The sequence below is a fragment of the Pseudomonas mediterranea CFBP 5447 genome, from assembly GCF_000774145.1.
Taxonomy (GTDB): domain Bacteria; phylum Pseudomonadota; class Gammaproteobacteria; order Pseudomonadales; family Pseudomonadaceae; genus Aquipseudomonas; species Aquipseudomonas mediterranea.
Window position 1 is genome coordinate 1090054 of record NZ_KN322987.1, and the last position, 24247, is coordinate 1114300.

The 24247-nt window shown below is 55.1% G+C and carries 20 protein-coding genes, 2 tRNA genes and 1 pseudogene; 12 read left to right on the forward strand and 11 right to left on the reverse strand.

What is annotated here, in order from left to right:
- Positions 1-46: 46 nt before the first annotated feature.
- The 4 genes from N005_RS24670 to N005_RS24685 are packed head-to-tail and all read left to right on the forward strand — an operon-like array spanning position 47 to position 4245.
- Positions 47-1003 (forward strand): TIGR03756 family integrating conjugative element protein, encoded by a 957-nt coding sequence (locus N005_RS24670; protein WP_047703580.1) that lies wholly within the window; start codon positions 47-49, stop codon positions 1001-1003.
- A complete protein-coding gene (locus N005_RS24675; protein ID WP_047703581.1) occupies positions 1000-2376 on the forward strand; it encodes an integrating conjugative element protein in 1377 nt (458 codons plus the stop codon). The genes N005_RS24670 and N005_RS24675 overlap by 4 nt, the downstream gene beginning before the upstream one ends.
- Before the next feature lie 4 nt (positions 2377-2380).
- The gene (locus N005_RS24680) at positions 2381-2689 is read left to right on the forward strand and encodes a hypothetical protein (protein WP_047703582.1); all 309 of its coding nucleotides are present in this window, start codon (positions 2381-2383) and stop codon (positions 2687-2689) included.
- Positions 2690-2694: 5 nt separating this feature from the next.
- Entirely contained in the window at positions 2695-4245 is a 1551-nt protein-coding gene (locus N005_RS24685; RefSeq protein ID WP_047704149.1) for a conjugal transfer protein TraG N-terminal domain-containing protein, read from the forward strand.
- A 6-nt stretch (positions 4246-4251) separates the two neighbouring features.
- On the opposite strand, the gene N005_RS28490 is transcribed toward N005_RS24685, so the two are convergent.
- Positions 4252-4620 (reverse strand): DUF3742 family protein, encoded by a 369-nt coding sequence (locus N005_RS28490; RefSeq protein ID WP_081993347.1) that lies wholly within the window; start codon positions 4618-4620, stop codon positions 4252-4254.
- A 455-nt stretch (positions 4621-5075) separates the two neighbouring features.
- Here N005_RS28490 and N005_RS24690 point away from each other — a divergent pair, with 455 nt between their 5' ends.
- Together N005_RS24690 and N005_RS24695 are read left to right on the forward strand one after the other, a co-directional pair.
- Positions 5076-5399 (forward strand): hypothetical protein, encoded by a 324-nt coding sequence (locus N005_RS24690; RefSeq protein WP_047703583.1) that lies wholly within the window; start codon positions 5076-5078, stop codon positions 5397-5399.
- Between the two features lie 131 nt (positions 5400-5530).
- The gene (locus N005_RS24695) at positions 5531-6502 is read left to right on the forward strand and encodes an ArdC family protein (RefSeq protein WP_047703584.1); all 972 of its coding nucleotides are present in this window, start codon (positions 5531-5533) and stop codon (positions 6500-6502) included.
- A 243-nt stretch (positions 6503-6745) separates the two neighbouring features.
- Here the strand turns inward: N005_RS24695 and N005_RS24700 are convergent, their stop codons facing one another.
- Entirely contained in the window at positions 6746-6940 is a 195-nt protein-coding gene (locus tag N005_RS24700) for a DUF7740 domain-containing protein (RefSeq protein WP_047703585.1), read from the reverse strand.
- A gap of 222 nt (positions 6941-7162) precedes the next feature.
- Between N005_RS24700 and mobH the strand changes: the two genes are divergently transcribed.
- The 4 genes from mobH to N005_RS24725 all read left to right on the forward strand — a co-directional run bounded on the left by mobH (position 7163) and on the right by N005_RS24725 (position 13531).
- Entirely contained in the window at positions 7163-8890 is a 1728-nt protein-coding gene (gene mobH / locus N005_RS24705) for a MobH family relaxase (RefSeq protein ID WP_047703586.1), read from the forward strand.
- Between the two features lie 1328 nt (positions 8891-10218).
- Positions 10219-10839, forward strand: coding sequence for an SLATT domain-containing protein (locus N005_RS24715; protein ID WP_047703588.1), 621 nt, complete (start codon positions 10219-10221; stop codon positions 10837-10839).
- On the forward strand, positions 10832-12115 hold the full coding sequence (locus N005_RS24720; RefSeq protein ID WP_047703589.1) for an SMODS domain-containing nucleotidyltransferase: 1284 nt from the start codon (positions 10832-10834) through the stop codon (positions 12113-12115). The genes N005_RS24715 and N005_RS24720 overlap by 8 nt, the downstream gene beginning before the upstream one ends.
- A 111-nt stretch (positions 12116-12226) precedes the next feature.
- Positions 12227-13531, forward strand: coding sequence for an FRG domain-containing protein (locus N005_RS24725; RefSeq protein ID WP_047703590.1), 1305 nt, complete (start codon positions 12227-12229; stop codon positions 13529-13531).
- A gap of 145 nt (positions 13532-13676) precedes the next feature.
- On the opposite strand, the gene N005_RS24730 is transcribed toward N005_RS24725, so the two are convergent.
- The 7 genes from N005_RS24730 to N005_RS24760 form a co-directional block, all read right to left on the reverse strand.
- Positions 13677-16142 carry a DEAD/DEAH box helicase gene (locus N005_RS24730; RefSeq protein ID WP_047703591.1) on the reverse strand — a complete coding sequence of 822 codons (2466 nt, stop codon included), beginning with the start codon at positions 16140-16142 and terminating at the stop codon, positions 13677-13679.
- 1 nt (position 16143) lies between these two features.
- On the reverse strand, positions 16144-16944 hold the full coding sequence (locus N005_RS24735) for a Hachiman antiphage defense system protein HamA (RefSeq protein ID WP_047703592.1): 801 nt from the start codon (positions 16942-16944) through the stop codon (positions 16144-16146).
- Between the two features lie 414 nt (positions 16945-17358).
- Positions 17359-18201 carry a pentapeptide repeat-containing protein gene (locus N005_RS24740; RefSeq protein WP_081993348.1) on the reverse strand — a complete coding sequence of 281 codons (843 nt, stop codon included), beginning with the start codon at positions 18199-18201 and terminating at the stop codon, positions 17359-17361.
- Between the two features lie 260 nt (positions 18202-18461).
- On the reverse strand, positions 18462-20303 hold the full coding sequence (locus tag N005_RS24745; protein WP_047703594.1) for a tyrosine-type recombinase/integrase: 1842 nt from the start codon (positions 20301-20303) through the stop codon (positions 18462-18464).
- A gap of 235 nt (positions 20304-20538) precedes the next feature.
- Positions 20539-20614, reverse strand: a tRNA-Gly gene (locus tag N005_RS24750).
- A gap of 18 nt (positions 20615-20632) precedes the next feature.
- Positions 20633-21145, reverse strand: a complete 513-nt coding sequence (locus N005_RS24755) for a hypothetical protein (protein WP_047703595.1) — start codon at positions 21143-21145, stop codon at positions 20633-20635.
- A gap of 256 nt (positions 21146-21401) precedes the next feature.
- Entirely contained in the window at positions 21402-22391 is a 990-nt protein-coding gene (locus N005_RS24760; RefSeq protein WP_047703596.1) for a lipase family protein, read from the reverse strand.
- A 228-nt stretch (positions 22392-22619) separates the two neighbouring features.
- Between N005_RS24760 and yfcF the strand changes: the two genes are divergently transcribed.
- Complete coding sequence (yfcF, locus tag N005_RS24765) at positions 22620-23252, forward strand: glutathione transferase (protein WP_047703597.1); 633 nt, start codon at positions 22620-22622, stop codon at positions 23250-23252.
- Positions 23253-23259: 7 nt separating this feature from the next.
- Positions 23260-23370, forward strand: a pseudogene (locus N005_RS29750) (EamA family transporter); the annotation flags it as partial.
- Positions 23371-23532: 162 nt separating this feature from the next.
- On the opposite strand, the gene N005_RS24770 reads toward N005_RS29750, so the two are convergent.
- Together N005_RS24770 and pgsA are read right to left on the reverse strand one after the other, a co-directional pair.
- Positions 23533-23608 (reverse strand) — tRNA-Gly (locus tag N005_RS24770).
- 63 nt (positions 23609-23671) lie between these two features.
- Positions 23672-24232 (reverse strand): CDP-diacylglycerol--glycerol-3-phosphate 3-phosphatidyltransferase, encoded by a 561-nt coding sequence (gene pgsA, locus N005_RS24775; RefSeq protein WP_047703598.1) that lies wholly within the window; start codon positions 24230-24232, stop codon positions 23672-23674.
- Between the last annotated feature and the right edge of the window lie 15 nt (positions 24233-24247).

Here is a 24247-nt window from a genome sequence, read left to right on the forward strand (position 1 = left end):
TCTCGATTATTGAACCTGTCCAGGCCATACACCCAGAGCCTGGATCATGTCTGCTGCCCGCCCGCACATTTCGCCCCGAAAATTGCATCCGTTGGTGCTGAGCATTCTGCTGGCATCCGGGTCAAGCGTAGCGCTGGATACCGGCAACATTACCGCCTCCGTACTTTCTCCAGACTGCCTCGAGTACAGAGTCGTCGGCATCTGCTTTTGGTTGCTCTGCACCCCCTTCGGCTGCACGGTTAAAACCTCAACCAAGGTTCGACATTTCATTCCTGAACTGGTGGTCTCGAGCTACGCCACCACCGGCAATAATCCCTGGACCGAGATGGCTACCCTCTCCTCTCCCATCAGCGGTGCAGAAGGTGGTGGTAACCTGATCACGCCGAACACACAGCGCGATAACCTGCCTCGTTTCAAAAACGTTGATGGCATCGGTCACCCGGGGGGATGGGCCGCCACGCAACTGGCATCGCAATCTGGTTACGCATGCGTCAGCGGCGCCACGGCATTCTTGCCCTACTACCTGAGCACTTTGGACTCACTGGCTTGGCGCCATGGCATTCCGGAAAGTTTCTATCCCGAATCCCTCGTACCGGGAGTCCGTGAAATTGGTCATCAGGCATTGGGAAATATGTGGGGAAACGTCTATCCCCGTCAGGGCTTCCTGATACAGCCGGATGATTTCAAAGCTTCTGCGGTGATGGCTCAACGGGCCGGTGATGTGATTACTCGTATTGGGCAACCGCATGTGTACTTACCGCTCACACCTATACCTCGCGACGGTTATTGGCCGCCCGGTCCTATCATCGAAAACGACGCCACAACCCACAAGTGGCAACTGTTATATCCCCAGCTTCAGCCTACGTGCGCCCTCTTCCCCAGCGATCCTATACAGAGCGCCGATGGCGGCTACGCCTGGTCACTGTGGCGTCCTTATAGCTGCTGCAAACGTGAGGGGCAGACCTTCCTGTTCAGCATCGACTTCGAAGGAGGTGCGTCATGAACCGGCGTAACAGTCGACCAACGCTAGGCATCGTGAGCCTGTGGCTCTGCACACTCTTGGCGGCGGCCGCTCCTACCCATGCCGCCGAGGACGATTATAGACTCGGCACTCAAGGCGGAGTACTCGACGACCGGGTGATGTACACCATCGGCGGTGGCTCCGCAGTGGGCTCTCCGAGCTCGTTCTATCGACCCAGTGGTCTCGGCGTCGGCGGGGCCTGGCGCGCGAACATGATGTGCGGAAACATGAGCCTCACCAACACCCTGCAAAATCAGTTAAACGGTGTGACCGAAGGTTTCCAGCAGATCATGGGCAGCATTGTGCAGAACGCGACCCAAGCCGTGATGTCGCTACCAGCGCTGATTATCCAGCGCGCCAATCCCGGCCTCTATGAGTTGCTCAGCAACGGCGTGATGCAAGGTCGCATTGACTTCGACCGCTCCAAACTGACCTGCCAGGCCATGGCCGAGAAGATGGCCGATAACGTTGGACAAGCGGGCTGGGGGGCTCTGGCCAAGAACCAGGAAATGCAGGTAAATCTGGAGAATACAGGCGGTGATGCCGTGGCCGCGGTGAAAAAAACCGAAGCTCGTAATGGTAACAATGGGGTGTCCTGGGTCGGTGGGCAGAAGGCGGGAGGTAGCGGGCAGACGCCCATCAGGGTGACCTCCGATGTGGTCCGTGCGGGCTATAACCTGCTGCATAACCGCGCAACGGATGAAAGTGCCTCAATCAGTAGCAGTGATTGCCTGGGCGGAGCCATCTGCCAGACCTGGGCTTCCCCCCAGGAGGAATCCGAATGGGCTGTTCGTGTATTGGGTGAGAGCGAAGTCGCAACCTGTGACAGCTGCGAAACCCTGCGAGCTACCGCAGGCAGCGGACTGACACCACTGATCCAGGAGACCTACAGTGAACACCTCAAAGCCCTGCAAGGGTTGCTGTCGGGTTCCCTGCCACTCACTCCTGATAACCTGGCCAGAGCATCCAGTTCAATGCTACCGGTGACCCGTGGCGTGGTCGAAGCCCTGCGCGACGATCCCGACCAGGATGTGCTGGCGCGGCGCTTGGCCAGCGAGACGGCCCTGTCCAGTGTGCTCGATAAAGCGCTCCTGCTACTGCGCACACTACTGGCAGGTAGTCACGAACCGAACCTCGCCTCCGCCGAGCCGGCACAGACCGCTTTGACGAAAAACATTGATGCTCTCGAGCGTGAGATACGCCTGTTGCAAACCGAACTGCAGGTTCGGCAGATGCTGGCCACTGCCAGCCTTGTGCTTGATCGGCATACCGGTGGTGCGGATGCTTCACGTACCGTCGAACAAGGCGACCCTGAGCCAGGGCGACTCAATGACGCGGACTCTAGGCGCAAGTGAAGCCATGAAACGCTCACGGTTATGCACACTGATCTCAGGCCTGGGGATTGCTGTCGGGATGATCCTGACCGCCATTCTGGTCGCATGGATCGGCCGCACTGCACTGGGTAGTTTCGAGGTCTGGCAGCAGGTATTCGAATCCGTACGAGCCTATCTGCGGTGGTGGCGCACTGTGCTCTATAGCGCCCTCTTTGCGTTCTGGTGGGATTTGCTTCGACGCTACCGACACCAACCACAGGATCGGCGGCGTGTAACACGCATTGGAGCGATGGGGCTCTTGCTCTTTACCTGCATCGAACTGACCCGGTTGTGACCGCCATGCTCATGAGCACCAACAGCTACTTGGAGTTTTACCTCTCCCTGCTGGCCTGGATCATCAACAACGGCATATGGAGCGTGCTGTCCGACACCGGACTGTTCGCTGCGCCGTTTGCTGCAATCATCCTGCAGGAATGGCTATCGGCCCGACAACAAGGCGCCGATGAAGGCAACAAGGGATTGCTCTCGGTACCGCGAATCGAGAACCGATTATGGCTGGCCTACATCGTCATCTTGTTCGGTTGTGCACCGGTTTTTCCGTTGAGCCTCACATCAATGGCATTCGATGATGTCGCGAGTCAGCGCTGCGGCGTGAGTGTGGCCAAGCCGGCGGAAACCGCCTGGGGTACCACCTTCAATACCATTGGCGAGCGCTCTGCCAACGTGCCGATCTGGTGGTTCTTGGTGCATGCGCTGAGCAAAGGCATAAACGCCGCGGCAACCGCCGCCATCCCATGCGCACCGGATATCCGACAGATGCGCATGGAAATCGACAGCTCGCGCATCGACAGCCAAGTACTGCTGCAAGAGGTCGCGGACTTCACTCGCGACTGCTATGGCTACTCCCGCTCTCGGTTGTTCACCAATCGTCCACAGTTGGACAGGGCCCAAAGTCACGATGCCACCTGGATCGGCTCAACCTATTTTCTCGACACACCTGGCTACTACGATACGGATCGTTCTCGCACGCCACGAGTCAGTTGGCCCTATGACCAAAGCCGCGATGTTTCCCTGCCTCAGCTAGAGAATGGGGCGGGTTATCCCACCTGCAAACAGTGGTGGAACGACAGCGGTATCGGGCTACGGGATCGATTGATTGAGCAAGTCGACGCTTCGCTGCTCACCCAATTGAAAGGCTGGCTGACTGGGCGATCGAGCAACGAGATCGAAGACGCCACGTTGCGTGAGTTGGTCAGCCCGCGTCAACAATCGATGTCCATGTCACCCGGACAGGTGTACCAGGACTATGGCTCCAGCGCCCGTGGCGGCTCGATCAATCAGGGGCTCAATAACCTGGCGACAAACACCGGATTGGCTCTCGGGTCCTTCAGTAATTTTCCCGCAATGAATGCGCTACGCGCTGCTCTGCCGATGGTGCAGGCGTTCTTAATCATGGGAGTCATCATCAGCCTGCCGCTGGTTCTGTTGGTCAGTACCTATCAGTTAAAGACCGTAATGACGGTGACATTCGCGCTGTTCACCTTGCACATGCTGACCTTCTGGTGGGAGCTGGCGCGCTGGGTTGACTCAAGTATGCTCGACACCTTGTACAACCAGGTTTCAGCTTCCAATCAGGTACTGTTGTCACTGCCCACATCGGGATTTATGGATGGGACTGTCACAGCTCAGGTGATTGAGTATGTGATGGGGGCGATGTTCATCGTGCTGCCAATGCTGTTCTTGGCTGCGATGAGTTGGGCAGGGTATCAAGTGGGCTCTGGGGTAGAGGGCATGCTCAGTAGGGGAACTCAGGCGGCGCAAACCAACAGCTCCAAAGGAGCATCACAATTGGCAAGCGCCGCAAAACTGACTGCGGGTAAATTGAAGTAGCACGTCTTACTTCAACGAGCCCCACTCATCATATTGCTCTGGCCAAGATGTCCGATGCGTAGGACCGTCAGCATCATCAACGTCCGACGTATCGCCATCTCGGCCAGGTTGAACGAATGCAAGTGCGCTGACAGTGCATACCAAAATAAACAGCCAAAAGCTCAAACAGAGCAAAGCCCCCACCGCCACTAATTTCGCAACCAGAAAGCCGCCATGGACAAGTAGCTTTCCAGCAGGAATACCTCTTGCTGTCGCCCCTTCAGCCAAACGCATCTCGAACGCTTTCAACTTGCGATAAGCACGCTTAATCGTCCTGCCCCCTGCATATGCCCAGCGGCGGCCGCGAGAGTCTTGATTGTGGTGTGGGGTCAGCATGTTCTCGCCCTCTTCTGAGCGCGCTTTCTAGTTGAGGCCGAGCTAACAGCCTACTACTGAAAACTGTCCGCACCTGACCGTTTATCAGTTTTCCCAGCCAAAAAAACCTCACTGGAAGACGGAAGACAAACCCAGTGAAGGAGCGTCTCTCCAGCGATTGACCCATGTAAATCGTCCGGCTAAATACACAGTACGGATCGCTGTTTTCGACAGCACACTCCCAGGTAGCCGAAGCCTTCAAGGCTACGTCACTTCGGTGAAGGCTTTCCCAAGTGCGATAAGCGTTCGGTAGCTCGCACGGTGACCGCTTCCGCGGTGATGAACGCCTTCTCCTCTGCTGAGTGCCTTTCGAGCCTTGCTCGTCAGATAACCCTTCTTGTTTTTCTTCAACCCACTGCGGGGAAATTCTTTCCCGCACGGGACAGGTTTTTTCGCGTTTTTAACGGAGGTACACCATGTCCGACTCACTCACACCCGAAGCCCTGAGCACCATTCAGTTACCCATCGTGTTTACCCCTGATGCCTGGCGAAGGGCGGTGCTATTCGAGCATTCAGATCATCCTGAAAGCCTACTGCTCACTCAGTTGAGCAATGTAGTACGCGCGGCCCTCGAAGCTCACCTCGCCCACCCACTCGAACCTTATGTCGTATTCGAGGTAGTTCAGATCACATCAATAGGTCGTCCAGACCATGACTCGACACTGCAACTGAGCCTCAGACTGTTACAAGAGCCGAACCAGCCTGTCGCCTTGCTGATCGCTCTTGTTGGAGAGCACTAGCACTAAGGACCCATCACCCATATTCGCACTTGGGCAACAGGCCTGGCCTGCGTCAATCCAATTCCACCACCCAACCGGGGAACCCTCCCCCGACGGGCAAGGCGTTCCTCCGTTATTTTGAGGAACATGCCATGCGCGATATCTACCAAGACGTGACTGACAAGATCATTACTGCTTTGGACCAAGGGGTCGCTCCCTGGATCAAACCTTGGGCATCTACCAGCTCATCTCACTCTGACCGTCACCAACCCTACCCGATCAACGCCATCACTCAGCGCCCCTATGCCGGCATCAACTTGTTGTTGCTATGGGCCGAGTCCCGGCTACAGGGATTTACTCAAGATCGTTGGCTGACCTTCAACCAAGCCAAGAAAGCCGGCGGACACATTCGCAAGGGCGAGCACAGTACCCTGGCGGTTCTCTACAAGCCGATGGAACGCGAAGAGCAAACAGAGTCGGGCCAACCTGTTCTCGATGAGAATGGCCAGCCCAAGGTCACTCACTTTGGCATTCTCAGAACGCATTTTCTGTTCAATGTCGAGCAAACGGAGGGGCTCGAAGCGCTCACTGAAACACCGATCGAAACGGAACCAAGCGATCCATTCCAGGCCAACAGCGCTGCGGAAAATCTGTTGTTAGCGTCTGGAGCAAAGATCGTCCACCGGCCTGCCAGCGAAGCGTTTTACCACCCGCTCAAGGACTTCATCCAACTGCCGACGAAAGCCCAATTTCATGATGAAGGCGGCTACTACGCGACCGCACTACACGAGCTGACACACTGGACCGGACATCTCTCCAGGTTACAGCGCGAAGGAATCATCTCTCCCTATCCGTTCGGCTCACCGGCTTATGCTTTTGAGGAGTTGGTCGCCGAGATGGGTGCTGCTTTTTTATGTGCCCACGCCGGTATCCAAGGAGCGCTTCGACATGAAGGCTACATCGACTTCTGGCTCAAGATCCTCAAGGCAGACAAACGAGCGATATTCCGGGCGAGTGGTCAAGCCAGGGCTGCGTCGGAATACGTGCTCCACCTGAAGCAGCAATTGGAGCAAGCAGTAGTGGAAACGCAGGAGCCCCAACGTTCAGTCGTTAGCAACTCTTAAAACTCACCCTTTCACATGCTTCACAGGGCCCGACGCGAGTTGGGCCCTCTTCTACCAGCGAAGGCGCATCAAGACATCAGCTACCATCAGCGCTGCTGCTCAGTTAGTAATCACCCCATCGCAATCAGCGTACTCCGCGGTACGCAGAGTTTTATCCACAGATATACCCACGTTTTCCGTGGACAACTTTACCTACGTCCGAGAGCCTCTCTTGGACGCAGCGGGCCACGGAAAGATCGCAGGTCAGTTATCCAGGTTTTCTGCCAGAAACCCGACTAGATCGAGCGGACTTCGGCTGTCGATTACCTTGTAGATCAGATCGCGTTTGCTGCGCGGCAACTTCTTGACCACGCTCTTCGCTGAGGCCCTGACAGCCTCATCTGTTCCATGGATACGTGCCGCGAGGAGCAGCACGAGCGTTGCGTCAGTAAGGTTCATGGCAGGGACCCAAAAATTATGCAGCCGCAGTGTACTGACTCTTTTCTTTTCAGTACCAGCTCAAGAAACCGATGTCTGGCGATTTCAATATTCCGATTGCCGCGTAAAAGGACACCAGCCAAAAGGAGATCAAAGGTCGAAGGGGAATGGGAGTTCAAGGGTAAGAGCTCTACCCGAAAAGGCTAAAAGGCCATAGGTCCGGCCGCCACCCTGGAGACCACGATGCTTCTCAACCTGTTTCTTCGCAAAAAGCAAAAGCCTCCCCCCCTGCTGTCCGCGAACGTCACCGAAGGTTACCTGTCCGTCGAGTCAGCTCAAACTCTATTGGCGGTCGATCACCGCCGCCAGTTACTGGATCGAATCTGGCAATACACCGCCCTCTCCCATACCCAATTCACTCAGCTCTACTTGCATCCGATCCATCGTTACGCCAAGCAGGTTCAGCTACTCCCGGCCAGCGAGGCGCACCATCATGCCTATCTTGGCGGTATGCTCGACCATGGGCTGGAGTTGGTCGCTTGTAGTCTGAAACTGCGCCAGTCCTACCTGCTACCCACCGGCGCAGCCCCTGAAGACCAGGCTGCTCAGACTGATGCCTGGTCCGCAGGTATCGCCTATGGCGCCCTGCTGCATGACATCGGCAAGATCGCCGTGGACATGTTAGTCGAACGCCAGGACGGCCGCCTTTGGCATCCTTGGCAGGGCCCCTTGGATCAGCCCTATCGCTTTCGCTACATCAAGGGTCGCGATTATCACCTGCATGGCGCAGCGGCAGGTTTGCTATACACCCAGATCCTCGACCGCCCTATCCTGGACTGGCTCAGTGGATTTCCGGCACTGTGGGCTAGCCTGCTGTATGTCTTGGCTGGTCAGTATGAACATGCCGGCGTGCTGGGAGACTTGGTAATTCAGGCCGACCGAGTCTCCACCGCGCAGAACATCGGTGGTAATCCGAGCAAAGCCCTACAGGCGCCGATTCATTCTCTGCAACATCACTTGATCAGCGGACTGCGTCATCTGGTTCAGCACGAGCTGAAACTCAACCAGCCAGGCGCTGCGGGTTGGCTAACCCACGATGCTCTGTGGCTGGTCAGCAAGACAGTCACGGACAAGCTGCGAGCCTATCTGCTGTCGCAATCAATTGAGGGCATTCCTTCATCCAACATCGCGGTGTTCGACGAGCTGCAATCGCATGGGCTGGTCGAGTCGACCCCGGAAGGAAAAGCCATCTGGAGCGCGCTCGTCGCACAGGGAAACTGGCAGCAGACTTTTACCTTTCTGCGACTACAGCCAGCGTTGATCTGGGGGAACGAAGACCGGCCTGAGGCTTTCAGCGGAACGGTGAACATTGCAGCACATGACCACCCAACTGACGCTCCGGTATCACTATCAGCGCCCAAGGCAGGCGGAACAGGATCGCACCAAAGCCAATCGCAGCCAGATCCCATGGCGATGGAGGATGCTGACTACCTCGGAACGCTGCTGGATATGTTCGAAATGGGAGAACCCGAGCCGAGTGAAACGTCGTCAGAAAATGTTCTCGAAGTCTCAAGCCCACCGTCGGATGACCCAGGCCAGGTCTTCCTGAATTGGGTCAAGGAAGGCATCCAGAATCACAAGCTGATCATCAATGACAGCAAGGCCAAAATCCACACGGTGTGTGGCAGCGTAATTCTGGTCACACCTGGCCTCTTCCAACGCTACGCGCAGGAGTTTCCTGGTATCTCACAGGGGGCCGATCAAGAAATTGAAGAATGGCGCTGGGTGCAGAAGCAGTTCGAAAAACTGAAGGTCCACAGGAAACGAGACGATGGCTTGAACATTTGGATCTGTCAGGTCGAAGGTCCTCGGAAGAAAGCAAACCTTAAAGGTTATTTGCTCGAAACTCCGGAGTTGCTATTCAACATTGTGCCAGCCGATAATCCTTTTCTTAAAATCGTAAATGCTTAAATTTCCATAGTAATCTATTGGATCCTACGACATTCTGCACCGCGAGTATTAGGACTGCCGAACTTATGGCCGGCCACAATACTGTGACGCCATTGCCGTTTGAGAGACAGCACACTACAGCCTACACCGACGCGGTGAAATTATGACAGCGTGCCCCGGTTTGACAGAGGGTCGGCCAGGGCGGGCTCGGTCTCTCTTCGCCCCCTTTCTATCTCATCCCTGAACCCGCAGATGATCACTAGTAAGGATGTTTGTCCACGCAGTCCTGAAGTCTCGCAACGCCTGGTTCGATGCTGGCTTCCCATGGAAAATCTTGGTGAGCTAGGCTCGTGCCAAGCTCACAGCCAAAAGCGCGCATTCGCACCGAAGGAACTGTCAAACACAAATGACTTTGTATTTGATGACGGTATGGCTACAGAAGAGCTCACCTTAAGCGATCCATTGAGTCTCCTGTTTTGCTCTCACCATCAACCGAGCTGGGTGGAAAAAACAAGTCTCAGATGGATAGGCGTTCTTCTGGCAGAGATTCATACCGAATCACACCTCGTGCCCATAGATCGCCTTTGTGAGCGGCCCTCCGGATGGATGAAGGCGAGATCACGAGCCACTTCCCAATTTTCGGCTTAACCAAAGGCCTCCCCATTCGGGCGTGACAGGCCGCAAGGAACGGCTCCATCTTTTCGATTATATGCGGTGCGAGCTGGGCTACCTCCGACGATGCATAGCTGGCTTCGGGTGCATAGGTCAGTCCTTTCGGAAAAGCGTACGCTGTATCCCAAAATACTGCCGGCATTTCGCACGCTAAGAAACCTGCACCCGCAGGTAGGTAGTACGTACCCAAGTCGATAATCGAGCCATCGAGTTCCACCCAATAATGAGAATGCTCGCCGGACTCAGATGCATACCCGTGAACGAAGCCCCTTCGCTGATCCTGCGAAACCACAAAGGCTGAAAATCTACCCCCCAGCACCTCTGGGCTATGTCCCAGCGACTGCAAGAGACTGTGCACACCAAAAGATGCATACAAGCATCGTTTGTAGTAGTCATCGGGAAACTGGGCCTTCAGGCATCTATCAACTACACAGAGAACGCGCTCAACAACCGTAGCATCGACCAAAGCAAGCTCCTTCTCAGATTTGGTGCTTGAAGATAAATATAGTGGCCATTACATGACATAACATGACTAAAATCCACCCCGGCACCTGATGGATCGCCTTGCGCTGGAACGCCTAATTACCACGCCCAGCGCAACATGCGACGTCAGGGCCGTCTATATACCTCTCTCAGCGGTAGCAGGCGACTGATGAGACTCTCTGCAGGTAAGCTATATGGATGAGCAGGTTGCGCTGAAGTTGATCGCCGAGAAGGCCTATGACGTCGGGTACTCCGCCAAACTTCACTTCTCCACCTACGACATTGTGGAGAAAGCTCCAGGCTGGATCGGCCTGATCTCCCTGGTGATTGGCGTGCTAGCGCTCTACATCGATTTCTTGGCGGCAAAACACATCTCGGCGCTCATTACGGTGATCGGCATCTGCAGCCTCTACATCACCTATTATGGCGATACCAAAGAGCAGTATTTCCAGGCTGGGAACAAGCTGACGCAGTTGCTGGATCAGCTGAAGAGCATGTCTGCCCGGTGCAAATCCAACCACCAGTTCACCTCCGCCGATCAAGCCGAACTAGATCAAATCACCACCGATTTCCGCTCAGCCTGTCAGAGGAAGCACATCCTGTTCTCGGGCTGGCTTGCTCACAAGAAATTCTTCTGGGATCAACAGGTCGACTGGATCGCTGAGCACCGTGAGTTTTCGTTTTTCAGGGACAAGATCCCGTTTTCAGTTTACGCGCTAATCGTGGTGATTCTGATCGCTTTTGCCGGCGGGTCATGGCTTGCAGCGCATCCAGATCTTCTGCTCTCCCTAAAGGACGTCTGCACCCATGAGTAAAGAGCTTTTCGAGCAGTTTCGTAGAAACCTGGCGGTTAAGAATGCCGACGAGATCTCCAAAAGCTACCGGCAGATCACCGAGAAGCTGAACGGGAAATACTACGATAGCACCTCAGACATCCTCCACTGCCGCCAGGTAGGTTCGTACGGTCGCCATACCGCCGTCCACGGCGTAAGCGATCTGGACATGGCATTCGTGCTGCCGTGGTCGGAGTACGATCGCTTTCAGCGTTACGAAAACAACAAACAGTCGGCATTGCTCGGTGAGATACGCCTCGCCCTGAAGGAGCGCTTTCCGAACCATGAGGTCAGGGCTCAGCAGCAGGTAGTGTCGATCAACTTCACGGACTACGTGGTCGAGGTGCTACCTGCATTCGAGCATGAGGATGGCAGCTACACCTATCCGGATGCGAATGACGGAGGCAGCTGGGAAACCTGCAACCCGGTCGCTGAAATCGATGAGATCAACGCGCTAAACCAGGCCAAAAACCATAACCTCAAGCGTCTGTGCAAAATGGTGCGGGCCTGGAAGAACGACCATGGCGTGCCGCTAAAAGGGATGATGATCGACACCCTCTGCTACCAATTCCTCAAGAACACCGCGGACTACGACGCCAAGTCCTATTCCGCTTACGGCGAAATGACTCGGGATTTCTTCGCATACCTGGTGGATATTGACGAGGTCAAGGAGCAATGGCGTGCTCCTGGAAGCGGCTCGATCGTCACGAAGTCAGGTAACTTCCACCCCAAAGCCAAGAAGGCCCTGAGGCGTTTACAGGAGGCTCTGGACGATGCTGAGGTAGCCCATGAGCGATGGAGTACCGTCTTTGGCGAACATTTCCCAGAGTATGTCGAGCAGGAAAAGAAGCAGGCAATAGCGGAGAATCGGGTCAAAAATGGCGAACAGTTCATTGGCCGAAAATTCAGTCTCGACATCCAGTACACCCTTCGTATCGATTGTTCGGTCAAAAATGAGGGTGACCGGCTTCGCAACCTCATGTCACGCGTTATTACCTACCGGATCCCGAAACAGCGTGATCTGACATTCTGGGTAGCCGAGATCGATGTGCCGCCACCTTATAAAATCTACTGGAAGGTGAAGAATCTCGGCCCGGAGGCCATCGAGCGGAACATGATTCGCGGGGAAATCCGTATCGACAGCGGCCACCATCAAATCACCGAGCACTCCACCTTCCAAGGCGATCATTACGTGGAATGCTATGCGGTGAAAGACAACGTGTGCGTTGCCCGCAGCCGAATCATCGTGCCGATATGAGTACTGTCGAAGTGTTTCAGGAGACAGTCCGCACTTACGCAACTTTTTGCGACGAAGCTACAAAGCACCGGTAAAAAACAATGCCATACGCTATCGGCGAGGGAGGCAGCTTTGAAGCAATATGCAGCGAATAGCGTCGACGAGTTAAACCAGCTCATTGGGAGCTTCGGTGAGGATATTTTGTTTCGTGGCCAGACCTCCCATTACGGTGAGGTGGGAGCCCCCTCCATAGGAACGTCCTTCGACAGGAAGGGGTGCATAACGAGCGAAATGCTCAAGTGGTGTCGCTACTCCCAAGGCGTGTTGGATGCCTACATCGCCCAGCACCGATCAGACTTTGCCTACCAGCAGGCCCTCCTTCAGCACTACGGGTGGCGTTCGTTTTACGTCGATTGCACTTCAAGTGCAGCCGTAGCTGCATGGTTCGCCAGCCACAAATACAGTGAAGCAACCACGCTGGAGCTGTGCGAGGACTGTGACGAGGTGGCGGTGATGGTCAGAAAGCGCATTGCCCGCTATGCACCTGTGATCGGCACTGGCCATCTGTATGTGCTCAGTAAGCAGGCCGCTAATCATGTAGGCCTGGTCAACTTGGCTACGTTGACGGTTGAGGGCTACAGGCCGCGCACCGTGGCTCAGTCAGCTTGGCTTCTCGGCCCTCTGCACAATCCGATTCCACAGAATTGCTATCTCGCACAAATCACTGTCCCGAGCGACGTTCTGCAGGCGTATGCCGCTGCCCGTGGCTTAACCGACACGAACACGCTCTTTCCCTCTCCCGCAGACGATCCGATCTTAAGATCACTGCTGGGCTTGCCGTGGGAGGAGATCAAGTTTGAAGCAAGCCTCAAAAATCTGCCTGCGTTCAAGCGAGCACTGGAGCTTCCGGAATACCATCCAAGCTCAGTGAAAATCGCAAGTGCGCAAACGGCGTTCTATCGTGGTGCAAGGATTCTGGATACCCAGGGTTCGATTGATGGTAACCCTCACAGTGGAATCTTCGTCGAAATCCCGGACATGGTGCTCTATGGCTCAGCCGACCCGAGCAAACCCCTTCGCTTCCCTGAGATCGAGAAGCTAATCAACGAGAATGGCACGATAGCATTCGAAGCAGACACGTTGATCAAGCATCCAACCCTCGATCACCTGACGCTCTACCAGAAGGGCGTCGGCGTCATACCTCGCGGGCCCGACCTATTTGAGGTTTGTGAACTCACCGTCAACCACCCAGGGCTCCGACTGAGCGGCGCCGGCTTCATCACGGGCTGGACATATCGGAGGCAGGCAAGCGGAGTGTGGACACGGGAAGCTCAGACCACAGATTGCTCATGCGGCAATCCCATCGTCCATGCACAGCACATCAGCGCACTGCACATCGCCGAAGAGTTCCTGAAAGATCCCAAAGGCTTCGATTGACGAAGCTCGTGCACTCAGCCGTGCCGATCACTTAGGAGCACGGACGGCTAGCCTCGACGAATGTCGAGATGAATCTCGACTCATCGCTGTAACCGACTCACTACGCTATCCTGATCAAACTCGCAGCCGCTTCCAAGATCCTCAATCAGATGGGTTTGAGGTTCATCTTGGCTTCAAAAATCAGCAGATCGCTTTCCTCGTTGTTGATCATCATGTTGACTAGGCGAGGGCTCACTTCGATCTCGCCGCCAAGCGTCGCACGCACAGTTTCGGGGTACCGTTCGAGCATCAGATCCGCTAGGCCATGGCTGTAGCCATCACGGATGAGCTTGATCTTCGTGTCATCCGCAGTACCGTATTTGATGAGTTTGTAGAAGCCTGGATCCAGGGCACCTACCCCATTCAGCACCTCGACGAACTTGAAAATCTTGTTGTCGAAGAAATCGTCCTCGTCCTTGAGACGGACGATTGCCAGGTTAATACGCTCGCCGTCATCCTTTTGGGAGATTCTTACCCAGTTCTCGTACTTGCTGTCGCGATATTTGGTATCACCCCATTTACCCACGAATACGTGATCGCTATGGCTAGTCTCGACCAGCTTTTTCCAGTACGCGAGCGTCTGTCGGATCGTCTGCTTGACGCTGAGTTTCTTCAGCTTCCAATCCAGGATCATGGCGTAGAAATTCCGGGCAGGCTCTTGCTTGAGACGCACCAGGTCGCTGTACTCTCGGCTGTCGTCGAAGTGATCGACGAACGATTTGGAGATCGCAAGCATCAGCCTGTCAACGGTATTGATGACGCCGTTCGCCTCGATGCCTCGTCTGATCTTCCGTTCAATAGCCTCCTCCTCTGAGAACACGTCAATTTCACTGACACTGTTCGCGATGAGGAGCTTGCCCACCTGAGTGGTAACGTACCGACACTCTCGATCTTTAACCACGCCAGGATGCAGATTCTCAAGACGTGCCACGGCGTCGTCGTAGAGAACCGACACCTTCCCATCGATGATCTTGGTGGCTTCAAGCAGAACGTTGCTGACAGTGTCCTTGACCACCTTTGAGACGTTGACGGATTTATCGTAGAAAGTCTCAAGCGCTGCATTGTCGCGTGTGTAGCCATTTACACCCAACAGGTAGATGCTGGACTCCAGCTTTCTCAACGCAGCCTTAGCTCCAGGCGCAAAGACCTCACTGAACCGGTTGACGCGTCCGACCAGGTTCTTGAATTGAGATGGCGTCAGCTTTTGCTTCCCTTTGAAAAAATCAAAAACGAAGAGTCGTTCGATCGGCAGGTTTACCCCTTCCAGAAGCGTGGAGTTGCAGACCAGAAACCTCATCTGCTTGGAGCTACTGAAGAGGTTCTCCAAGTAAAGACGGATGGTGTCAGGGATCGAACCATGGTGGTACATAACCCCTTTGCGCAGGCAGCCGATCAGTTTGTAGCGTCGGTCAAAAAGCTCTCCTAGCTCGGCACAGGCCGTCTGGATCAGCGGACAATCTACAGGCGGCAGCACGGCTGCCAGTTCAACCGCAAATGACTCAATGCTTTTCTTCCTGTTGCCGTAAACGATGTTTTTGGACAGTGCTTCGCCTTTGATGAGCTCGAAGCAGTTGGCATACCTCCGATCGAACTCCATCCAGTCATTCAGGAAATGGTCATAGAGCTTGAGCTTCGTCTGGCCCCTCCCTGCCCTAAAATCCCTGATGTAGAAGCGCTCAGACTTGATGTACTCGTCGATCTTGAATCCGCTCGGGATCATGTCCAGGAAGCGCACACGGACGTTGAGTTCATCGCATAGGAAGGGAGTCAGGAACTTGAATGATGTTTCCGGATTACGAGCCCCCAGGATGCACAGCATGGCAGCCAGTAACTCACTTCTGCGGTCGCTCTGCAGCAAGTTGTGGGCCTCGTCGACGAAGACCATATCGAAGCTCAGCCCGGCGTTCTCGTTCAAGAGCCTGTTGAGCCGCTCCTGGGTCAGGACAAATGCCCTGTTCTTTCGCTCAACCGAATACATCTCGGGGTGGGTCACCACCTTGCCCAACCCCTCAATGTCCGCGTAGATCAACCGTTTTTTCGTCTGGGCCAGCAGAGCCTTAGAAGGCACGAGGATCAGGATCCGCTGCCCTGGATTTTCCCTCACCGATTGGATGATGAGCTCAGATTTACCGTAACTGGTCGGAGCAACCACGACTGACGACTTACGGTACTCCGACTGAACGAATGTCCGCAGGGCATCCTGTTGCTCAGTCAGCACGATGCCTTGATCACGGAAGGTATCGATGTAGCTGCCCACGATGTTTCGGATGAACGACTCGCTGCGGTGATCATCCTCCGGAAAGTAGCTGCTGATTACTGCTGAGACAGGGTGCAGACCACTGTTGAGTGCTACATCGTACAGCGCCTGGTACTGACCCGAAGCGTTACCGTAAAACAGGATAATGCGGTAGCCGAGACGCCGAATTTCGAGGGTCTTGTGGTTAAGGAGCAGCACGGCGATCGCCAAAAGTTTCACAATCTCTGTGTTACCCAGTTCGTCTCCCTTGAGGAGTTGGAAATACAGATCCTTGAACTTGGTGTTGCCCAGTTTCCTGATAGTCAGCTCTTCCATGCTACTGCTCCGCCTCCTGCCTCAAAAACTCTTCCAGCAATTCCATGGTGCCTTTGTGGAGGGACAGCACCCACACCGTTTTGAACACAGCTTCAGCTACCAGCTTGGTGGTGAAATTTGACACAGTATTTTCGGCGATAGCCTGGGACACTTCGCTGAACAGGGCAGAGACCAGAAACACATTGTTGTCCGAAGCACTCGCCCCGTCTTCTTCAGCCAAATCACCTTCCATCTCCAAGATCTCAATAACCGAGTCCCGGTAATTAGCTTTGTTGTGGATCGCATTTTTCGCAGCATTGATCGCGTTGAGCCAGTGATTGAGCTCCGGCTCAGCCAAACGCCTCTTGAGGTCATCCCGAGCCAAACGCAATTGCGCACTTGTGGCCGAGCAAGAAGTCTTGTTCGCCCCTCTGCCGCCCGACTTGACCTCGGTGATCCAGACGTTGTTGGTTGAGGTCTCGTATAGGAGGAGATCGAAGCCCTTCCGGATACTCTTCTCTTCCATATTGAAGAACGGGGAGACCACATCGAAGTTGGGGAAGAGCTTCAGAATGATGACGTGAGACAGGAGCTCACCCAGCATACCAATCCGGGTTTCCCAAGTTTTCTTGGAATAGCGCTCGTTCCAGAAGTGCTTAATCGTCGCAGGGTATTTGTAGATCGCCCTGTCCTTGCTGGCCTGATCAGCACCATGGCAGATACGGGTGAGGTTTTCCCTCAGCGCGAGCTTAAGCTCATCAGAAAAATTCTCGACACAACACAGGGCATACTGGTCTACCTGCTTGAAGCTCACGCCATCCATAACACTTCCTACAAACACTAAACCGCAGAATCCTCTTGCGGTTGCTGCGCGCGATCAATGATCCCGCCCTGATTAAGGGTAGGCACCAGCTGAGCAGCTGTGCGCGCGAGTGAGATCTAGTCAGGGATGACCGATAGCGGCACTGTGCCAGCGTTACCGCAAGTTAGCGTGATTGACGGGACCGGTAAACAAGATCGGAGACTATTTTTGGTGCAAATCGTCGGAGTTTGCGTAACAGCTGTATAAATATCCAATCGTTCGTAGGTCATGGAGAGAATAGAGCACAGCTTCTGCGGCATTCAGTAGATGTTCCCCATATGTCCTCAAGCGAGCTAGCGGCCGGAAAAGCGGTCGGGACAAAACGCCTTTTTAGTCCCGACTCGCTAGCTCATCCACTCTCCTAGAGCCTGCCCTTTATGCCTTAGCCGAGAATCTGCTTCGGCTAGTCTTTACACGCACTTTCCTTTTCGGCCCGACGTCCCAATCTTCATCCCACACCTCGCCGGTGAGATACGCACCTTGTGATCCGGTGAATTCTGTTTCAAAGATATTGGCGTTTCGGAAGTCAGCGCCGTCTAGGTCGGCACCTACAAATTTTGCACCTCTCATGTACGAGCCACGGAAGTCAGCACCTGACAGATTTGCATAGCTGAAATCCGCCATCCAGAAATGTCCGCCAGGACGTGTGAGAGGGTCTGCGGTGACAGTGTAAAATTTCGCGTCACTGAAATTTGCTTGGTTGTACTTGACGACGTCCAATACCCAGTGCCAGTGAACAAGGCTGCCAGGAGCCTGAAGATGGCTAAAATCAGGCACCTCACGCCGCTTTAGCACCTGATCAATGCGTCCGAATAGCAAGCTGCTGAAATGGAAACCGGCGAAATCAACACCTCGTTTCTGAGCTGCCACAGCCAAAGGCACCTGATCGCGAAGGGACTCCACCAAAGCATCAAATTGCCGCAAGTACCTGGCACGACGGAACGGATACCCATAAGGCTCACGCCAGAACCCCTTTGCTTCTGAATGCTGGACATAACGGGAGATCAGCTTCTCTTCGCGGACTGCCTCAACGAAGGTCGTACCATACTCCTCGGCAACTACGCGCAAGCATGTGTCGTGCGTTAGCTCCTCGGCTCTTCTAAAGCCTTGTTGCACAAGTCGAATCACTGCGTCTGGGCAGCCGTCACGAGCATCACGTAAAAGTCTTTCTGCATCAGACTTCAAAATCGAAAGTGAAGGTGTAGCTGGAGTGTTCATGACCAAACCTCAAATTATCAGCATGGAACCCTAGAGGATGCTGACCATTGAGATGGCTTATAAAAAAGGCGGGGGTAACATGACGGTGCAGGGGCTTCACCAAGCTAGGGCCGAACGCCTCCGTCAGTGGCGCGTGATGCAATATTGAGAAATTACTGTGCTGCCGTCAAGACGCTGCCACTTCGATTTTTAGGCTAAAATTCGGTCTGGTCTCTGAATGCAAACGGCGACATCCGTTGTCACCGCTCGAAGATGGCATCTTAGCGTGGGCCCAGTGCGCTGCAAACGATTCGTGCAGTCACGTCGAAATTCTCCAGTGTGAGCACTTCGATTGGCGAACGACCTTTCAGTCGCTCATGAGGCTCACAGACCGTCCGATAAAGCCTCCACCCATCAACATCCGGAAACCGCGCTAACGCAACAAGTACCAACTTGTGCCGCAGTGAATCAAGCTGCCAATCTGGAATGCGCTGACCACGATTCCCCAGGCTCAGGGACAGCAGACGGCGAGCCTTGATATCACGGTTGATCTGATCTCGGGATTTGCCGGCCAATTTAGCGAAAACCAGTAACGGCAAATTACTAGCGGCCTCATAAATGGCAAGCATCTCGGCGCGTTCGCGCTGGATGTCGGACAGGTGAGATTTATGCGGCTTTTCAGTCGGGACCGGAAGAGGTACGACAGGCGACTGGTGCGGCACGATAAGAGCTGCTTCGTTGCTAACCGAAGCCTTGGGCACCGAGACCGTTGTCACTGGAAAGGTGCCGTTGAACTGGATGGAATTTGCGCTCGCGTTTTCGAGTGATGGCAACGAAGCGGCGCCCTCCAACCGGATGGTAAGCGGAGAGCTTGCCGCTTTCAGCTGGCCCTGCCCCCACAGATCCAGACGGTTCGCCCAATCCTGCATCATGGTCCGGCGCTGCTCCACGTATTCCGCGTGATTGTAGGCCGCACTCACCTTATCCGGATCAGCATGAGAAAGCTGGGCATCCACCCATACCTTCGGGTATCCGATCTCGTTCAGCGCCGTCGAGATCGTCGCCCTCATCCCATGACCAGTGAGCTGATCGGCATACCCCATCCGACGTAACGCGCCATTCAGCGTGTTCTCGCTGATGCGTTTGCTTAAGTCGCTTCGATGCGCGAACAAGTAGCGTTGTGCCGGAACAACCTGATCCAGCAGGTGACGCACGATCTCCAGCGCCTGAACCGACAGCGGCACTATATAAGGCGGTACATTTTGGGTCTGCTTACCTGGCTTCCGCATCGCTAGCTGGAGTTGTTTCACCACTTCCGCCGGTATGATCCATAAGCGCTTCTCCAAATCGAACTGGTCGGGCGTTGCCAACCGCAATTCGCCCGTGCGGACACCGGTCAGCAGCAACAACCGAAGGCCAAGCCGAGTTTGGTTGGCGCCACCGTAGTTTCGAAGAGCAGCCATCAATGCCGGGAGCTCGTCCATACGAAGAAATGGATTATGCGTAACAGGAGGTTTGGGGAGTGCAACCACATCAAGGTCTGAAGCTGGGTTGTGTTCCAGCCCCTCGATCTTCACCAGCGCGTAGCGGAACAATTGGTTAAACCAAGTCCGGCATTTTTCGGCGGTCGTTAAGGCCTTGCGCTGTTCAATTCTGCTCAGCAAATCCAACAAATCGTGACGATTGATATCGTAGATGGAGCGCCCACCGAGCGTGGGCAGAACGTCCTTATTGAAGATTCGTAAGATTTGCGAGAGCGTACTCTGGCGCCCTTCCTTCAGGCTCAGCCTACGGAACTCCACCCACTGATTGAACACAGCCTCAAAGGTATGCTCTGCCGCAAAACGAACAGCACGACGCTGCTGTTTACGATGCTCATAGGGGTTGATGCCTTGGGCGACTAAGGCGCGGGCCTCATCACGTCGGGCACGGGCTTCTTTAAGACTGATTTGCGGATAACTACCGAGAGACATGCGCTTCTGCACGCCCGCCCAGTAGTATCTGAAACGCCAGATTTTCCCGCCGCGGGCGGTCACGTTGAGCGCAAGCCCATCCGTGTCGCCTATCGTGTAGTCATTGCCAGTGATTCGGGCTTGCCGAACGGTCGTATCCGAGAGTGCCATAGCGAGCTCCTGAACAGAGTCAGGACCGGATGCTCGTCTCGCTATCCAAGCTGCTCCAGCAAAAAACCGATTCAGTGCACATCCAAATCCAAGATCCTCATTCGGGACTTAAATCGGGACTTAAAAGCACCGGATACTGCTGGATTTCAGTGGTTTCCGCCAGAACGAAAAAAGAGCCTTTCGGCCCTTATTTCAATCACTTACAGAATTCAGTGGAACTCTGTAGCGCTATATCTGGAGCGGGAAACGAGACTCGAACTCGCGACCCCGACCTTGGCAAGGTCGTGCTCTACCAACTGAGCTATTCCCGCGTCTTGGTGTGGCGCATTCTATAGGCTCGCATCGGGAACCGCGCCGAGATCGTAGACCGGGATACCGATCAGGCCACGGCTAGTGGTGTATTCCCAGGTGGGCCAGCCGGCCGCGAAGCCAAGGTTGTTGGCCACTCGCATCGCGGCATTGGCCCAGACCGCCGGGTCCAGCAGATTGACCAGCTTGGCCGGTTGCTCCAGGGAAAAGTACAGTTGGGTGTTCGGTGCATCATAGAACGACAGGGTCGGGTAGCTGGGGGTGAATACCAGGGCATTGAACGTCTCGCCATCGCCGGTGTACATCGGGATCGCGAGCTGATTGGAACCGTTTTCCTCGGCTTGCGCCCAGCGCATGACCCCTTGCCCGCAACTCTGCGGGTTGGTCAAGTCGTAGCCGGCCAAGTCAGCCAGCGGGATCTGCATCACTTGCAAGCCCGGATGCGGAAGAAAGCCGATGACACCCCAGGTGCCATTGCCAACCTCCCAAGTCGGGATCGCGCCGGCAAAACCCTGCCCCAGCGCCCAATTCATAACGGTGGCGACCGCGTACTAGCCCATGGGCAATGTGGCGTCGGATGGCGCGTACTGCGCCAATGCGCTGGTACGGAGGCACCTTCGAATCGGTAAGGAAGGCTTGCAGTGTGCTCACGACAGTTCTCCTACGCGCAGTGTGGACAGCAAGGGTCGCCGTGGTTTCCCACGGCGACCGGTAGAGTCGCCGATTGGCGCAAGTTCATATGGAAGCTTTTCAAAGAAATGCGGCGAACCACCGCTCGAACATCTGGCTTCACTGGCTGCCGAACGGCGGCATCGGTATATCACTGGGCTGCAGGCCGAGCAGTGTCATGTACTCGTAGATGTGCTGATAGCCGGATTGAGACTCATAGGTTGTGCAGTCGGATTGAGGTTTCCCACAGAGCCGCAGCTCCATGTTCGCGCTGCCCATTCCCCATTGCGTATAGTTCAGGTTGTTGCTGACAACCTTGTCTATGTTCGAACACACCGAATTCCTCATGAAGTCATCGATGGCGATGTCGTATAGCGTCAGGGATTCATTGAGCGATGTGGCGCACCACGCCATCGGAACAACATCCAGGGTGTTGTAGATGCGTAGCGCATTACCGGCCATTTGCTTGTTGAAATAACTCGCGAACAAACCGTCGCCCGCCGTGGGCGCAGCAAAGGTTTCGCAAAAGTAGTTAAAGGCCGGAAGTTTATCTTTCAGATAAAGCGCGATCACCGACATGAGCGCACCGCCCAGGCTATGACCGACCAAGCGAATGTTCGTGCCACTTTGCAGCCTCCCTAGAAAATCACACAGCGTGTCCTGAGAGCCGACAGTGGGCGTCTGCGCCAATACCGCGTTTGCGCCCTTGGAAGTTCCCTCGGCAATACTTGCCGTCACCAGGCAGCCCGGGATAACGTTCTGCAGGGGCACCATTGGAAAAATATCCAGATCGTCCACTTGATCCTTCATGGAATCCTTGAGTGTTCCACTCGTCACCACGACGATGTCGTGCCCGCTTTTCCCGCCGGTCAGCACCACGGTGATGTGCGCCGCGTGTTCGCCATCCATCACCAGTGCCGGGCCCCAGGCGATGCCATAACCGCCGCCTACCTTGGAGGCATTGAGACGCGTAAGAATATTGTCCGAAACCTGGCTCGGCGTCGGATTTTTCATGTTTTTCCATGACTGAGGATGCAACGCCGCATTGTTAACCACGAAAGCGTGCGTAAGACTGATTTGCCTTTGCAGAAGTGTGTCTGGGGTAGTCATGACTGTTCCTTGTCTCGAAGAAAGTTTTCAAAGGACCCAACGAAAACCTGTTGCAGCCGTCGATCCTTCCGGGCCAGCAAGACCGAGTGTAGACGCAGTTTTTGCAAGCGTAAGAGCGATGCAACCTGAGCGCTATTCCGGCGAGGAATACGCCCATGAAAAACCTGCATTGTATTTATCGCACTGGAACCCGTAGCGTCTGCCCTTCATACATATGGAGATGCCCTCGTGACCCATTCCCGCCTGCACCTGTACGTCGACGCCCAGTTCAGCAGCCCCTATGCCATGTCGGTGTTCGTGGCACTTCGTGAAAAGGGCATCGAATTTGAAATGAGCCCGATAGACCTCGATGCGTCCGAAAACCTGACGCAGAACTACGCCAGTCTTTCTCTGACCCAGCGGGTGCCCACGCTCGTGCATGGCGACTTCGCCCTGTCTGAATCCTCGGCGATCGCCGAGTACCTGGAAGAGGCCTTCCCGTCGACGCCGGTTTATCCGCAGGATCGTTTCCAACGGGCGAAGGCGCGCCAGGTCCAGGCATGGTTGCGCAGTGACTTGCTGCCGATTCGGCAGGAGCGCACCACATTGGTGGTGTTCTATGGGGTCAAGTCGACGCCGTTATCGCCAACGGCCGAATTGGCAGCGCGCAAGCTGGTGAGTGCCGCACAAACGCTGCTGGCCGACAGCCCGGAGTACCTGTTCGGCCAGTGGTCGATTGCCGATGTCGACCTGGCGTTGATGCTCAACCGACTGATACTCAACGGCGACTCCGTGCCCGCGGCGCTGGTGGCATACGCTCAGCGCCAGTGGCAACGACCCTCGGTACAGGAGTGGGTCAAGTTGCAACGTCCTGCGCTGTAGGGGCACGCACTCCACGATACTGGTGCGAAGTTATCGGGTCGGCGACCCGGGGCAGACCTATCCGATTGCCCGTGGCTCGTCACCCGTGTTGATCACCCTTGGGGCAGCAATCTTTAGCGCCCATGACTCAACGAGAAAGTGATCTACCAAATGCCGGATTAATGTACTAGAAAAACGTAGATGGTAGTGTTTCCGAGGGGAACTTACTGGAACAAAAAAAGAGGCCTAAGCCTCTTTTTTGGTTTCTACATACTTCAATGGAAGTCTATAGAAAAATAATTGGAGCGGGAAACGAGACTCGAACTCGCGACCCCGACCTTGGCAAGGTCGTGCTCTACCAACTGAGCTATTCCCGCGTCTTGGTGTGGCGCATTCTATAGATTCAAATTACGCCGTCAACCCTTTGATTCAAAAAAGTTTTATTTCTGCTCCACATCCGTCCGCAGATGCGGCCAGGCGGCGCGCAGGTACTGGACCATCGACCACAGCGTCAGGCCGGCGGAAATCAGCAGCAATGCATAGCCCAGCAGCACCCAGAAGCTGAAGTCCGAGGGGTTGGCCAGGAGGATGACCAGGGCGAGCATCTGCGCGGCGGTTTTCCATTTGCCGAGGTTCGACACGGCGACCTGGGCGCGGGCACCCAGCTCGGCCATCCACTCACGGAGTGCCGAGACGACGATCTCACGGCCGATGATCACTGCTGCCGGCAAGGTCAGCCAGAGGTTGCCGTGTTCCTGCACCAGCAGCACCAGGGCCACTGCGACCATCAGCTTGTCTGCCACCGGATCGAGGAACGCGCCGAATGGTGTGCTCTGCTCCAGACGGCGGGCCAGGTAACCGTCCAGCCAGTCCGTTGCGGCGGCGATGGCAAAGACCGAAGCGGAAGCCACGTAGCTCCAGTGGTACGGCAAATAGAACAGCAGTATGAAGATCGGAATGAGCAGGACGCGTAGAACGGTAAGCAGATTTGGGATATTCATCGGCACAACTGGCTG

Coding starts and splice junctions, on each gene's coding strand:
- N005_RS24670 (WP_047703580.1), top strand. CDS start 47: ATGTCTGCTGCCCGCCCGCACATTTCGCCCCGAAAATTGCATCCGTTG.
- N005_RS24675 (WP_047703581.1), top strand. CDS start 1,000: ATGAACCGGCGTAACAGTCGACCAACGCTAGGCATCGTGAGCCTGTGG.
- N005_RS24680 (WP_047703582.1), top strand. CDS start 2,381: ATGAAACGCTCACGGTTATGCACACTGATCTCAGGCCTGGGGATTGCT.
- N005_RS24685 (WP_047704149.1), top strand. CDS start 2,695: ATGCTCATGAGCACCAACAGCTACTTGGAGTTTTACCTCTCCCTGCTG.
- N005_RS28490 (WP_081993347.1), bottom strand. CDS start 4,620: ATGCTGACCCCACACCACAATCAAGACTCTCGCGGCCGCCGCTGGGCA.
- N005_RS24690 (WP_047703583.1), top strand. CDS start 5,076: ATGTCCGACTCACTCACACCCGAAGCCCTGAGCACCATTCAGTTACCC.
- N005_RS24695 (WP_047703584.1), top strand. CDS start 5,531: ATGCGCGATATCTACCAAGACGTGACTGACAAGATCATTACTGCTTTG.
- N005_RS24700 (WP_047703585.1), bottom strand. CDS start 6,940: ATGAACCTTACTGACGCAACGCTCGTGCTGCTCCTCGCGGCACGTATC.
- mobH (WP_047703586.1), top strand. CDS start 7,163: ATGCTTCTCAACCTGTTTCTTCGCAAAAAGCAAAAGCCTCCCCCCCTG.
- N005_RS24715 (WP_047703588.1), top strand. CDS start 10,219: ATGGATGAGCAGGTTGCGCTGAAGTTGATCGCCGAGAAGGCCTATGAC.
- N005_RS24720 (WP_047703589.1), top strand. CDS start 10,832: ATGAGTAAAGAGCTTTTCGAGCAGTTTCGTAGAAACCTGGCGGTTAAG.
- N005_RS24730 (WP_047703591.1), bottom strand. CDS start 16,142: ATGGAAGAGCTGACTATCAGGAAACTGGGCAACACCAAGTTCAAGGAT.
- N005_RS24735 (WP_047703592.1), bottom strand. CDS start 16,944: ATGGATGGCGTGAGCTTCAAGCAGGTAGACCAGTATGCCCTGTGTTGT.
- N005_RS24740 (WP_081993348.1), bottom strand. CDS start 18,201: ATGAACACTCCAGCTACACCTTCACTTTCGATTTTGAAGTCTGATGCA.
- N005_RS24745 (WP_047703594.1), bottom strand. CDS start 20,303: ATGGCACTCTCGGATACGACCGTTCGGCAAGCCCGAATCACTGGCAAT.
- N005_RS24755 (WP_047703595.1), bottom strand. CDS start 21,145: ATGAATTGGGCGCTGGGGCAGGGTTTTGCCGGCGCGATCCCGACTTGG.
- N005_RS24760 (WP_047703596.1), bottom strand. CDS start 22,391: ATGACTACCCCAGACACACTTCTGCAAAGGCAAATCAGTCTTACGCAC.
- pgsA (WP_047703598.1), bottom strand. CDS start 24,232: ATGAATATCCCAAATCTGCTTACCGTTCTACGCGTCCTGCTCATTCCG.